14 protein-coding genes are annotated in these 12,605 nt (G+C 71.1%); 9 read left to right on the forward strand and 5 right to left on the reverse strand.

Annotated elements, in window-relative coordinates:
• From BUR99_RS02340 to nirB, 3 genes are read right to left on the reverse strand one after another with little or no spacing between them, the layout of a single operon-like run.
• The gene (locus BUR99_RS02340; RefSeq protein ID WP_074258747.1) at positions 1 to 1,131 is read right to left on the reverse strand and encodes a uroporphyrinogen-III synthase; all 1,131 of its coding nucleotides are present in this window, start codon (positions 1,129 to 1,131) and stop codon (positions 1 to 3) included.
• Complete coding sequence (gene cobA / locus BUR99_RS02345; RefSeq protein ID WP_074258748.1) at positions 1,128 to 1,904, reverse strand: uroporphyrinogen-III C-methyltransferase; 777 nt, start codon at positions 1,902 to 1,904, stop codon at positions 1,128 to 1,130. The genes BUR99_RS02340 and cobA overlap by 4 nt, the downstream gene beginning before the upstream one ends.
• Positions 1,901 to 4,513, reverse strand: a complete 2,613-nt coding sequence (gene nirB / locus BUR99_RS02350; RefSeq protein WP_074258749.1) for a nitrite reductase large subunit NirB — start codon at positions 4,511 to 4,513, stop codon at positions 1,901 to 1,903. Before nirB ends, cobA begins: the two co-directional genes overlap by 4 nt.
• Before the next feature lie 265 nt (positions 4,514 to 4,778).
• Here nirB and nirD point away from each other — a divergent pair, with 265 nt between their 5' ends.
• Positions 4,779 to 5,129, forward strand: coding sequence for a nitrite reductase small subunit NirD (nirD, locus tag BUR99_RS02355; RefSeq protein ID WP_074258750.1), 351 nt, complete (start codon positions 4,779 to 4,781; stop codon positions 5,127 to 5,129).
• 63 nt (positions 5,130 to 5,192) lie between these two features.
• Here nirD and map read toward each other — a convergent pair whose 3' ends face one another.
• Complete coding sequence (gene map, locus BUR99_RS02360; protein WP_074258751.1) at positions 5,193 to 5,960, reverse strand: type I methionyl aminopeptidase; 768 nt, start codon at positions 5,958 to 5,960, stop codon at positions 5,193 to 5,195.
• 106 nt (positions 5,961 to 6,066) lie between these two features.
• Between map and BUR99_RS02365 the strand changes: the two genes are divergently transcribed.
• The 5 genes from BUR99_RS02365 to BUR99_RS02385 all read left to right on the forward strand — a co-directional run bounded on the left by BUR99_RS02365 (position 6,067) and on the right by BUR99_RS02385 (position 8,966).
• Positions 6,067 to 6,573, forward strand: coding sequence for a hypothetical protein (locus BUR99_RS02365; protein WP_143231347.1), 507 nt, complete (start codon positions 6,067 to 6,069; stop codon positions 6,571 to 6,573).
• Between the two features lie 206 nt (positions 6,574 to 6,779).
• A complete protein-coding gene (gene rplS, locus BUR99_RS02370) occupies positions 6,780 to 7,127 on the forward strand; it encodes a 50S ribosomal protein L19 (RefSeq protein ID WP_056009567.1) in 348 nt (115 codons plus the stop codon).
• Between the two features lie 81 nt (positions 7,128 to 7,208).
• Positions 7,209 to 7,955: a signal peptidase I gene (gene lepB, locus BUR99_RS02375; RefSeq protein ID WP_074258753.1), complete on the forward strand. Its 747-nt coding sequence runs from the start codon at positions 7,209 to 7,211 to the stop codon at positions 7,953 to 7,955.
• A gap of 1 nt (position 7,956) precedes the next feature.
• On the forward strand, positions 7,957 to 8,637 hold the full coding sequence (locus BUR99_RS02380; RefSeq protein WP_394327825.1) for a ribonuclease HII: 681 nt from the start codon (positions 7,957 to 7,959) through the stop codon (positions 8,635 to 8,637).
• 5 nt (positions 8,638 to 8,642) lie between these two features.
• Positions 8,643 to 8,966, forward strand: coding sequence for a DUF2469 family protein (locus BUR99_RS02385; RefSeq protein ID WP_022891843.1), 324 nt, complete (start codon positions 8,643 to 8,645; stop codon positions 8,964 to 8,966).
• 9 nt (positions 8,967 to 8,975) lie between these two features.
• On the opposite strand, the gene BUR99_RS02390 is transcribed toward BUR99_RS02385, so the two are convergent.
• Positions 8,976 to 9,266, reverse strand: a complete 291-nt coding sequence (locus tag BUR99_RS02390) for a DUF1905 domain-containing protein (RefSeq protein WP_074259430.1) — start codon at positions 9,264 to 9,266, stop codon at positions 8,976 to 8,978.
• Positions 9,267 to 9,425: 159 nt separating this feature from the next.
• Here BUR99_RS02390 and BUR99_RS02395 point away from each other — a divergent pair, with 159 nt between their 5' ends.
• From BUR99_RS02395 to dprA, 3 genes are read left to right on the forward strand one after another with little or no spacing between them, the layout of a single operon-like run.
• Complete coding sequence (locus BUR99_RS02395; protein WP_074258754.1) at positions 9,426 to 9,782, forward strand: YraN family protein; 357 nt, start codon at positions 9,426 to 9,428, stop codon at positions 9,780 to 9,782.
• Complete coding sequence (locus BUR99_RS02400; RefSeq protein ID WP_074258755.1) at positions 9,782 to 11,332, forward strand: YifB family Mg chelatase-like AAA ATPase; 1,551 nt, start codon at positions 9,782 to 9,784, stop codon at positions 11,330 to 11,332. The genes BUR99_RS02395 and BUR99_RS02400 overlap by 1 nt, the downstream gene beginning before the upstream one ends.
• The gene (gene dprA, locus BUR99_RS02405; protein WP_074258756.1) at positions 11,329 to 12,588 is read left to right on the forward strand and encodes a DNA-processing protein DprA; all 1,260 of its coding nucleotides are present in this window, start codon (positions 11,329 to 11,331) and stop codon (positions 12,586 to 12,588) included. Before BUR99_RS02400 ends, dprA begins: the two co-directional genes overlap by 4 nt.
• Positions 12,589 to 12,605 lie beyond the last annotated feature (17 nt).

Here is a 12,605-nt window from a genome sequence, read left to right on the forward strand (position 1 = left end):
TCAGACATCGATCCGGTACCCGCGCTTGACGACCGTCGCGATGAGCCCGGGCACGCCGAGCGTCTGGCGCAGACGGCTGAGGGCCACCTCGAGCGCGTGCTCGTCGTCGGTGCCGGGCAGCGCCGCGGTGAGCCGGTCGCGTGCCACGACGGAGCCTCTCGCGACCACGAGGGCGCGGAGGATCATGAGGGCGACGGGTGCGAGCGCGACTCGGCGATCGTCGACGTCGACGACGGAACCGCGGAGTTCGAGCGGTCCGTGCCGGGTGTCGAGCCGCAGCACGCGCTCCGACTCGAGGTGTTCGCAGACGAGCCTGATGAGCGCGCCCATGCGGAACCGCTCGGGCTGGATCGGTTCGATGCCCGCGGCGATGAGCGGCGCCGCCGTGACCGGGCCGACGGCCGCCGCCACGACCGGGCCGCACATCGCGTCGATGAGGTCTTCGAGACGGCCGCGCACCTCTGCCGCGGCGAAGAGCGCATGCACGGCGGGAGCGCTCGTGAACGTGATGCAGTCGAGCCCGCCGGTGCAGGCGGACTCGATGAGTCGATCGACCCGTTCATCGGTCTCGTCGGGCTCGATCCAGCGGTACGGCTCGACCGTGAGCACCCGGTCGTGGGCGTCGCGCAGGCGATCGAGCTGCCGCGGGTTCAGGAACCCGTGCAGCTGCACGGCGACCGTGAGCCCCGCGGGCCTGGTGGCGAGCACCTCGTCGATGAGCGACTCGGTGGTCTCCTCGGCGCTCATGCCGACGTCGTTGAGGCCGGCGGCACGGATGCCTCCGCGCGCCTTCGGCCCGCGCACGAGGATCGCCGTCTCGGAGAGGGCGTCGACGAGCTGCTCGCCGAGCCCCGCTGCATCGGCGACCTCGAACCAGCGGCGCACGCCGTAGGCGGTCGTGGCGAGGAGCACGTCGGGGCGTGCCTCGATGATCGCGCGGGTGTCGGCGATGACGGGGTCGTCGCTGACGGCGTTCGCCATGCGCAGGGTGGGGGCGTGCAGCACGTTCGCCCCACGGCGCACGAGTGCGTCGATGAGATCGCCCGAGCGTCGGTCGCTCGTGACGCCGATGCGGAACCCCTCGAGCTGGTCGGGCCGGAACCCCGGCGGGAGCTCGATGACGTCGGTCATGCGCCGACCGCCGCGAAGCCGGCAGCCCGTTGCATGAGCTCCGCGGCGCTCGCATCGCCGTCGTGGGCGAGACGCACCACCTCGCCGATCACGACGACCGCGGGAGAGACGACGCGTGCACGACCCGCTGCGACCACGATGCCGGCCAGGTCGCCGATCGTCGTGCGCTGACCGGCGCTGAACCCCCGCTCGACGATGGCGACGGGCATCTGCGCCGACATGCCGAATCGGGCGAGCCCCGCCGTCAGCGACGGCAGCGAGTTCACGCCCATGAGCACGACGATCGTGCCGCCGAGGCCGGCGAGGTGCTCCAGCTCGTGCTCGGTGAGCGGCGCATGGCCGGAGACCACGGTGAAGAGGTGGCTGATGCCGCGGTGCGTGAGCGGGATGCCCGCCGCGCCGGGAACGGCGACCGCACTCGTGACGCCGGGGATCACCTCGACCGGCACTCCCGCGGCGTGGCAGGCGAGCACCTCTTCGCCGCCGCGCCCGAGCACGTAGGGGTCGCCGCCCTTCAGCCGCACGACGTGGCGGCCCGCGAGCGCGTGGCCGACGAGGAGCGCCTCGATCTCGTGCTGGGCAACGGCGTGGTGGCCTGGCCGCTTGCCGACGTCGACGAGGTCGGCTCCCGGTGCAAGTTCGTGCAGCCGTTCGTGCGGCGCGAGCCGGTCGAAGAGCACGACGTCGGCGGCGGCGAGCGCGCGTACGGCGGCGAGGGTCAGCAGGTCCTCGCGGCCGGGGCCGCCGCCGACGAGGGTCACGCGGCCGGTCATGCGCCGGCTCCGCGCACCGGGATGCTCGGGCCCGAGACGAGCACGGCCTCGCCGCGCTCCCGCTCGTCTGCGGTCGCCGGCCGGAACTGCTCGCGCTCGGGCACCCGCGCGATCGAGGGGTCGGGCACGTCCGGGGCGTTCACGAAGGAGCGGAAGCGCCGGAGCCGCTCGGGGTCGGCGAGGGTCGCCGCCCACTCGTCCTCATAGGTGTCGACGTGGGCGGCCATCGCCTGTTCGAGCTCGTCGGCGAGGCCGAGCGAGTCGTGCACGACGACGTCGCGCACATGGTCGAGGCCGCCCTCGAGGTCTTCGATCCATCGCGCCGTGCGCTGCAGCCGATCCGCGGTGCGCACGTAGTACATGATGTAGCGGTCGATGTAGCGCAGCAGCGTCTCGTCGTCGAGATCGCTCGCGAGCAGCTGCGCGTGCGCCGGCTGGAAGCCGCCGTTGCCGCCGACGTACATGTTCCAGCCCTGGTCGGTGGCGATCACGCCGACATCCTTCGCCCTCGCCTCGGCGCACTCGCGAGCGCAACCCGAGACGCCGAACTTCAGCTTGTGCGGCGATCGGAGGCCGCGGTACCGGAGCTCGAGCTGCACGGCCATCGACACCGAGTCCTGCACGCCGAACCGGCACCAGGTCGAGCCGACGCAACTCTTCACGTTGCGCAGCGCCTTGCCGTACGCCTGTCCCGATTCGAACCCCGCATCGACGAGCCGCTTCCAGATCTCGGGGAGCTGATCGAGCCGGGCGCCGAAGAGGTCGATGCGCTGGCCGCCCGTGATCTTCGTGTAGAGGTCGAAGTCCGTCGCGACCTGCGCGATCACGGCGAGCTTCTGCGGTGTGATCTCGCCCGCGGGAATCCGCGGCACGACCGAGTACGTGCCGTCCTTCTGCATGTTCGCCATCGCCCGGTCGTTCGTGTCCTGCAGGCCGCCGCGGCCGCCGTCGAGGATGTACGAGCCGTGCTGCGTCGCGAGGATGGAACCGATGACTGGCTTGCACACGTCGCAGCCGCGGCCGGTTCCGAGGCGCGCGACGATCTCGTCGAACGAGGTGAGTTCGAGCACGCGAACCGATTCGAACAGCTCCTGGCGCGAGAGCGCGAAGTGTTCGCACAGCGCACGAGAGGGCGTGATGCCCGACTTCTGCAGCTCCGACTCGAGCAGCTTCTTCACGAGCGGCACGCACGAGCCGCACTGCGTGCCGGCGCGGGTGCAGGTCTTCAGCGCGCCGAGTTCGGCGCACCCCTCGGCGTGATCGGCGTGGCCGCCGGAGACGGCGTCCCGGATGGTGCCGGCGCTCACGTTGTTGCACGCGCAGACGAGCGCTGCGGCGGGCAGTTCGTCGCCCGCCGGCGCTTCCATGCCCGAGGCCGAGAGGTAGGCCGCCGGTTCGCTCGAGAGCTCCGTGCCGAGCAGCGGGCGCAGCGATGCGTACGGCGACGCGTCGCCCACGAAGATGCCGCCGAGCAGTGTCTTCGCGTCGCCGGTCACCACGAGCTTCTGGTACAGCCCGCGCGCCGGGTCGGCGTAGACGATCTCGAGCGCCTGCTCGGTGCGCGCGAGCGCGTCGCCGAAGCTCGCGACGTCGACCCCCGAGAGCTTCAACTTCGTCGCGTCGTCGACGCTCGTGAACTCCGCGGCGCCGCCGAGCAGCCGGTCGGCCACGACCTCGGCCATCGCGTTGGCGGGGGCGACGAGCCCGGTGCAGCGCCCCTCGAAGCTCGCCACCTCGCCGATCGCCCAGACCTGGGCAGCGGATGCCGCGCACGCCGTGCTGATCGCGATGCCGCCGCGCGGCCCGAGCTCGAGCCCGAGGTCGCGCGCGAGCTCGTCGCGGGGGCTGATGCCGATCGCGAAGATCACGAGGTCGGCGTCGATGCGGCGCCCGTCGGTCAGCTCGACGCCGACGACGGCGTCGCCCTCGGTCAGCACGGCGGCGGGACGGGTGCCGAGGTGCAGGCCGATGCCCTGCCCCGAGATGATGCGGCCGAGTGCGCGCCCGGCGCCCTCGTCGAGCTGCGCCGACATGAGCCAGCCGCCGGAGTGCACGACCGCGGTGTGCGCGCCGAGCTTGGCGAGGCCGCCTGCGGCCTCGAGGCCGAGCAGGCCGCCGCCGGCCACCACGACCTGCGCGGGGCGACCGTGCGCCGCCGCGAGCGCTCGCGTCTCGGCGACGAGGGCATCGACGTCGTCGATCGTGCGGTAGACGCGGGCGTGTCCGCTGCCGGGGATCTCGGGCACCGGGGCGCTCGAGCCCGTGGCGAAGACGAGTTCGTCCCAGTGCAGGGCCAGGCCGCCCGACGTGGTCGCCGTGTGCGCGTCGCGATCGACGGCGATGACGCGCTCGCCCGTGACGAGTCGGATATGGTCGTCGTCCCACATCGACGAGGGCTGCAGGGTCAGGTCGGCCGCGCCATCCGCGAGTCTCGTGCTGAGTGCGACGCGGTCGTACGGGTCGTGCAGCTCCTCGCCGACGACCGTGACGCGCAGCGCGCGGTCGGTGTCGCGGGCGTGCAGGCTGTCGGCGAGCCGGTGGGCCGCGGGTCCGCCGCCGATGATGACGACGTCTCGCACGCCGACATCCGCTGGGGTGCTCTCGATCATGGCCGCCTCCCGGCTCGATTGAGGCGAGCACATGGCTGCCTCCGGGGCCCGATTGAGGCGAGCACATGGCTGCCTGCGGGGCTCGAATGAGGCGAGCGTACGACCGGGCGGTTTCCACCCTGTTTCGGCGCGGTAACCGAAGCGGTCCTCCAGCGCACGTGCGGGGGCGGGCGTTGTGAGGCCGGTTTCACCTCGGCGAAACACGCGGAAGCAGCAGGGGAAACACCGGGAACGTAGCCTCGGGGCAACGACGAGAGGAGCCGGCATGTCGCTGACGATGGAGACCACCACGACGTGGGTGTCGACGTGCGAGGTCGACGATCTCGAGCCCGGTTGGGGCGAGGTCGCGCTGCTCGGGCGCACGCAGGTCGCCCTGCTCCGGCTCGACGAGGAGGAGGTGTACGCCGTGGACCACCACGACCCGCACACGGGCGCACCGGTGATGGCGCGGGGCATCGTCGGGTCGCGAGGCGACCGGCCGACGATCGCCTCGCCACTGCACAAGGAGGTCTACGACCTCGGCACCGGCGAGTGCTTCACCGACAGCGCGCTCGCGCTGCGCACGTACCGTACCCGTATCGTCGGCGGCATGATCGAGGTTGAACTCGAGCGCTGATTCCGTGCCGGAGCGTCGAGCGCGCACCCGCTGCTCAGGCGGATGCCTGCAGCGGAGCCGTGCTCAGGAACGCTGCGTGAGCACGATCGGGTCGCCGTCGGTGATGGCGATCGTGTGCTCGGAGTGCGCGCCGCGCGAGCCGTCGGCGCTGCGAAGGGTCCAGCCGTCGGGGTCCGTGAAGATGCGGTCGGTCGTCGACAGGAACCACGGCTCGATCGCGACCACGAGTCCCGGCTTCAACGGCAGCCCCCGGCCCGGACGCCCGTTGTTCGGGATGTGCGGGTCGCCGTGCATCGTGCGGCCGACGCCGTGGCCGCCGAAGTCGGTGTTGATCGAGTAGCCCTCGGCCTTCGCGACATCCGCGATCGCCCGTGAGATGTCGCCGATGCGGTTGCCCGTGCGCGCCGCGGCGATGCCGGCGTCGAGTGCGCGCCGGGTCGTGTCGATGAGGCGCAGGTCTTCGTCCCGCGCCGTGCCGACGACGAGGGAGATCGCCGAGTCGGCGACCCATCCGTTCACCGATGCCGCGAAGTCGAGGCTCAGCAGGTCGCCGTCGCGCAGCGTGTAGTCGTGGGGGAGTCCGTGCAGCACGGCGTCGTTGACCGAGGTGCAGATGACCTTGCCGAACGGGCTCGCGCCGAACGAGGGGTGGTAGTCGATGTAGCAGCTCTCGGCGCCGGCCTTGCGGATCATCTCGTGTGCGAGGGCGTCGAGTTCGAGCAGGTTCACGCCCACCGCGGCCGCGGCCGAGGTGGCCTCCAGCACGCTCGCCACGAAGCGGCCCGCGGGCCGCATCTCCTCGATCTCTGCAGGGGTCCGAAGTTCAATCACGAGTCCATTGTGACGGCTCCGCCCTGAGTGAACACTCGGCACGCGCGCAGCATCGTCGGATTACCCTGAGATCATGCTCCTCCGGCGCGCACTGTACAGATGGCAGATGATCGCGATCATCGTGCTTCCGGTGTGGCTCGCGGTGGGCTGGGCGATCTTCGGCGGGGGCGGGTGGGGCACGCTCGGGCTCGTCATCGTCGTGCCCGTCGCCTTCATCGTGCTCGGCATCGTGGCGCTCATCACGAACGTTCGGCCCACGGTGCGTCAAGAACGCGCGCTGTCGTGGATCGACGTCGGCGTGCTCACCGCATGGCACCTCTCGATCATCGGCACCGGGTTCTACGGCGCGACCGCCACCGGCTTCGGCGTGCTCGCGATCCTGCTCGGCATCGCGGCGTTCTGGGTCGCCGTCTGGCAGCTCGTCACCGACGGCGCCAACCGCATGAAGGCCTCGATGGAGGAGTTCGAGCGGCTCGCGGGAGCGCAGTCCGGTACCGCGACCGGCGGCGCACCCGGTGGATCGGCCGGTACGGCGGGCCCTGGGGTCCGGCGCCCGCCGTTCGACGACGGCGGCGACGACGTGATCATCATCCACGAGGTCCGCGAGGACTGACCGGCGTTCGTCGTCGCGACGTGCGGCGGGGCATCCGAGCCCGCTTTTGGCCTGTTGCCCCCCGGCGTGGCACAATAGAGGATTGTGCCGCCGCAGGTCTCTGCCTCCGGGGAGCGCGCACGCACGATTCTTCGTGCGAGGCGGCACCAGAACTTCCATCCAATGATCCGCGTTCGACCGGTGGCGGGCGCAGAGAGCGAACCAACATGCATATCCTCGACCACGTCGACGCCGCGAGCCTGAGGTCGGATGTCCCCGACTTCCGCCCCGGCGACACCGTCAAGGTGCACGTCAACATCATCGAAGGCACGCGCGCGCGCATCCAGGTCTTCCAGGGCGTCGTCATCGGCCGCCAGGGTGAAGGCGTGCGCGAGACCTTCACGGTCCGCAAGGTCAGCTTCCAGGTCGGCGTCGAGCGCAAGTTCCCGGTGCACTCGCCCGTGATCGACCACATCGAGGTCGTCACCCGCGGTGACGTGCGTCGCGCGAAGCTGTACTACCTGCGCAAGCTCCGCGGCAAGAAGGCGAAGATCAAGGAGAAGCGCGACGCCTGATCCGCTTCGCGGATCGCGTTCCACGCGAACTCTTCCCCGAGCTCCCCACCCCTAGACTGGGTGGGGAGCTCGGGCGGTTAAATGACAGAAGAAGACACAGGCACGCGAACGGATCGCGCGGCTTCGGCGACGCCGAACAGACGACGCGGCGTTCTGCTGTTCCTCCGAGACCTGCTCGTCATCTTCGTGGTGGCCGTGCTCGTCTCGTTCCTCATCAAGACGTTCCTCATCAGATCGTTCTTCATCCCATCGCAGTCGATGGAGGAGACGCTGTTCATCGACGATCGCATCATCGTGAACCAGCTCGTCCCCGACGTCACGCCGCTCGAACGCGGAGACGTCATCGTGTTCCGCGATCCCGGCGGATGGCTCCCGGCGCGACCCGAGGTCGAGCAGCCGCCGCTCGTGGCAGCCGTCGACTGGTTCCTCGCATTCGTCGGCCTCGCGGCGCCCGACTCGAACGATCACCTCGTCAAGCGCCTCATCGGCCTGCCCGGCGACCATGTCGTCTGCTGCAACGCCCTCGGCCAGATGAGCGTCAACGACGTGCCCCTCGACGAGCCGTACATCGCGCTGCCGCCCGGCGACACCAAGGCGTCGCGCGACGACTTCGACGTGGTCGTGCCCGAGGGCTCGCTCTGGGTCATGGGCGACAACCGCAACAACTCGAAGGACTCGCGCTACAACACCGAGACGCCGCTCGAGGGATTCGTGCCGATCGACAACGTCGTCGGCCGCGCATTCGTCGTGAGCTGGCCGGTCGAGCATTGGGCGTGGCTCGACAACTACCCCGAGGTGTTCGAGGGCGTCGACGAGGCGGGCGACTGACGTGGCTCCTGCAGCGATCCCCACGCTTCGCGTCGAACGGGAGTTCCTCGCCGACGCGCCCATGATGCTCGCGTGCGACGAGGTCGGTCGCGGTGCGCTCGCGGGCCCCGTCACGATCGGCCTCGTGCTCATCGACTCGGGCGTTCGGCGCATGCCCGCGGGGCTGCGTGATTCGAAGCTCCTCAGCGAACCGCGCCGCGAGGCGATGGCGCCGCGGGCCGCCACCTGGGTGCGCGCATCGGCCGTCGGCGAGGCCACCGCGGCCGAGATCGACGAACTCGGCATCATGGCCTGCCTCGGGCTCGCGGGCGCCAGGGCGTTCGCCGAGCTGTCGGCGGCCAACGAGCTCATCGCCGACGTGCCGCTGCTCCTCGACGGCAACCACGACTGGCTGAGCGCCTCGATCGAACGTCGGGCACGCGTCGTCACCCGCGTCAAGGCCGACCGTGACTGCGCCTCGGTCGCCGCGGCATCCGTGATCGCCAAGGTGCACCGCGACCGCTTCATGCGCCGCATGCACGACGAGCGGCCGTTGTACGCGTGGGACGAGAACAAGGGCTACTCGAGTCGTGCGCACTTCGCGGCGATCGCCGAGCACGGCCCGAGCGAGCTCCACCGCACCACGTGGCTGCACGAGCAGACGCAACCGGCGCCGACGCTCTTCGACCTCAGCGTAGGATGAGTGCGATGGATGAGGACGAGTTCGAAGACTACGACCGCGAGGTCGAGCTGGCCCTGTATCGGGAGTACCGCGACATCGTGTCGCAGTTCAAGTACGTGGTCGAGACCGAGCGACGGTTCTACCTCGCCAACGAGGTCGAACTCGTGCGTCGCGACACCGAGCACGACTTCTACTTCGAGCTGACGATGAAAGACGTCTGGGTCTGGGACGTCTACCGTGCCGACCGCTTCGTGAAGTCGGTGCGCGTGCTCACCTTCAAGGACGTCAACGTCGAAGAGCTCGCCACGCGCGAGTTCGAGCTGCCGAAGGAACTCGCGCTCGACGAGTAGTCGCGCGCCTCAGCTGAGGCGGCGTTCGAGGTGCACGGTGACCGTGTCGCCGAGGTCCTTGCCGAGCTTCTGCCGGAGCTTGGCGTTCAGCGAGAGCATGTGCCCGCCGGTGCCGGTGACCATCAGTCCGACATTGCGAAGTGGCACGCCGTCGACCGTCGCGTCGACCCTGACGGCCTTGCCGGTGCCGAAGAACTCGGCTGAGCCGGGCATCTCGACGCAGGCCCAGATCTCGCCTTTGACGTCGACGCCGATCGGCGCGATGAACTCGTGGTCGAGCGGTGCGGGTTCGAACGGCATCTCGATCTCCTCGGGGTGTCCTGCGGCTCCACCCATCATGCTCCCGGGGTGTGTCACTCCGTCTCCCCAGTCCCGATCGCCGCGACTTCTCCACGAGGTCGCCGCATGCGGCCTGCCGGGGCGCGTCGGCCCGCGACGCTGGACGCGGAGGTGGTGCGGATGTCGCACAATGCAGAGCTCGGCCGACGCGGCGAACAACTCGCGGTCGAGCATCTCGAGGCGCGCGGCATGCTGGTGCTCGAGCGCAACTGGCGGTGCCGCATCGGCGAGATCGACATCGTCGCGCGCGACGGCCGCGACACGGTGTTCGTCGAGGTCAAGACCCGAACGTCCGGTGATTACGGGCATCCATTCGAGGCGATCACCCCGCTGAAGCTCGCGCGCATGCGGCGCCTCGCGATCGCCTGGTGCGAGGCGACGGATGCCCCGGTCTCGCGCATCCGCATCGACGCCGTCGCCGTGCTCGCCCCGAGCGAGGCGCCCGCCCTCATCGAGCACCTCGAGGGCATCAACTGATGCCGGTCGCCCGCACGCGCTCGGTGGCGCTCCTCGGCCTGACCGGCTCGATCGTCGAGGTCGAGGCCGACCTCTCCTCGCAGCTCCCGGCGTTCGTCATCATCGGGCTGCCCGACGCGGCGCTCGGCGAGGCACGCGACCGGGTGCGGGCGGCCGCGGTGAACGCCGGCTGCCCGCTGCCGCAGCGACGGCTCACGGTCAATCTCTCACCGGCGGCACTGCCGAAGCACGGTTCGGGATTCGACCTCGCGATCGCCGTCGCCTGCCTCGCGGCGGCCGGCGAGATCTCCGCCGAATCGGTCGAGCGGGTCGTGCACCTCGGCGAGCTCGGCCTCGACGGCCGGCTGCGTCCGATCGACGGCATCCTCCCGGCCGTGCTCGCGGCCGTGCGCGCCGGATTCGACACGGTCATGGTCCCGACGGCGAACGCCGACGAGGCGAGCCTCGTGCCGGGGGTCACCGTGATCGGGGTCGCCTCCCTGCTCGACGCGGCGGTCCGCCACGGCGGGGTGTTCGACGAGCAGGTCTTCGAGGCGGTGCCCGCGCCCGAGCGTGCCGATCCGGCGGGAGCGGTCGAAGAGGCGCACGGCGACCTCGCCGACGTGTCGGGCAACGAGGGCGCCGTCGAAGCGCTGCTCGCGGCCGCGGCCGGGGGCCACCACGTCTTCCTGCTCGGCCCGCCCGGAGCGGGCAAGACGATGCTCGCGTCCCGTCTCCCCGGCATCCTTCCCGATCTCGACGCCGACGAAGCGCTCGAGGTCGCGTCGCTCCGTTCACTGTCCGGTCGGCCGCCGGTCGCAGGTCTCTCGCATCGCCCGCCGTTCGAAGCGCCGCACCACACGGCGACGGCCGCGGCGATGGTCGGTGGCGGCAGCCGACTCATCCGACCCGGTGCAGCAGCACGCGCCTCGCACGGCGTGCTGTTCCTCGACGAGGCGCCCGAGTTCCCGGCTGCAGTGCTCGATGTGCTGCGACAGCCGCTCGAGTCCGGGTCCATCGCCATTCACCGGGCGAATGCCGTCGCCTCGTTCCCGGCCCGCTTCCAGCTCGTGATCGCCGCCAACCCATGTCCGTGCGGCAATCACGGGTCGAAGGGCGCGGAGTGCACCTGCCCGCCGAACGCGCGCCGACGGTATCTGGCCCGCATCTCCGGCCCGCTCCTCGACCGCATCGACGTGCAGCTCAAGGTGCCGCGCATCACCGCAGCGGGCCTTCGCGTCGCAGCTGAACGGCCGGGTATCTCGACCGCCGTCGCCCGGCAGCGGGTGGTCGAGGCCCGAGCTCGCGCCGCCCATCGATTGCGCGGCACCCCCTGGCGCACCAACGCGCAGATGCCCGGACCCTGGATGCGCGGCGCCGGCGGCCTCCACCCGGGCGGTCGCGCGACGGCCGACCTCGACCGCGCGCTCGAACTCGGCGGCGTGACCATGCGCGGGTACGACCGCATCCTCAAGGTCGCGTGGACGCTCGCCGACCTCGACGGCGCAGATGTTCCGGGCCTCGACCATGTCGGCCGTGCACTCTTCCTCAGAAAGGGGCTCTCGTTGTGAGTACCGTCCACCGCGAAGCGACCGGGCTGCGCGTCGCGCTCTCGGCCGTGCGATCCGCACCGATCGCCGACGATTCCGCGCTCGACGAGGTCTACGCCCGGGCGCTGCTCGGGTCGGTCGCCGAGCCGGGCGACGGACTCCTCGGTCGGGCGATCGACGCCATCGGAGCGATCGGCGCGGCGGAGCACCTGCTCGACTCCGCAAGCCCGGTCGGGTTCGCCGATGCCCTGACCCGGGCGGGCGGCGCGATCGACGCACGCGAAGCGGAGGGGGGCCTCGCGCGCTGGTCGCCGCGGCTCGATCAGGCCGCATTCGCACGGGCGCTCGAGCAGGCAGCGCGGGTCGGGGCCCGACTCCTCCTCCCGAGCGATCCGGCCTGGCCGGTCGGCGTCGACGAGCTCGGCATCCACGCGCCGCTCGGGCTCTGGGTTCGCGGGCGCGAGCACGCACTCGACGGGTCCTCGGCATCGATCTCCCTCGTCGGCGCTCGCGCCGCGACCGGGTACGGCGAGCACGTCACCATGGAGGCATCCGCCGGCCTCGTCGATCGCGGGTTCACCATCGTCAGCGGCGGCGCCTACGGCATCGACGGCATGGCGCACCGTTCGGCGCTCGCCAGCGACGGCACCACGGTCGCCTTCCTCGCCGGGGGAGTCGACCGGTTCTACCCCATGGGGCACGAGACGCTGCTCGCCCGCATCGTCGCGACCGGAGCGGTCGTCTCCGAACTGCCCTGCGGCGCCGCGCCCACGAAATGGAGGTTCCTCCAGCGCAACAGGTTGATTGCGGCTGCGAGCGAGGGCACGGTCGTGCTGGAGGCCGGGTTCCGCTCGGGGTCGCTGAACACGGCGGGTCATGCGGCCGCGCTCGGGCGGCCGCTCGGCGCGGTGCCCGGCCCGGTCACGAGCCCCGCATCAGCCGGGTGCCATCGGCTGCTCCGCGAATACGATGCCGTCTGCGTGACCGACGCCGAGCAGATGGCCGAGCTCGTCGGGGGAGCACGACGTCGGGCTCCATCCGACGGTCGAACGTCTGATCCGGCATCCGACGATCGCGGCACCTTCGGCATGTCGACGTCTCCCGATGCGGTGCGGGTGCTCGACGCCCTGAGCACCCGCAGCCCCCGCGAGCTGGCCGACGTCGCACGTCGGTGCGGCATGAGCCCGTCGGCGGCGATGGGCGTGCTCGGCGGACTCGAAGCGGTGGGCGGGGCGAAGCGGCATCCGCTCGGCTGGTTGCGGGTCGGTCGGGGGTGACATCGGCAACCGCGCCC

This window comes from Agromyces cerinus subsp. cerinus, assembly GCF_900142065.1.
Taxonomy (GTDB): domain Bacteria; phylum Actinomycetota; class Actinomycetes; order Actinomycetales; family Microbacteriaceae; genus Agromyces; species Agromyces cerinus.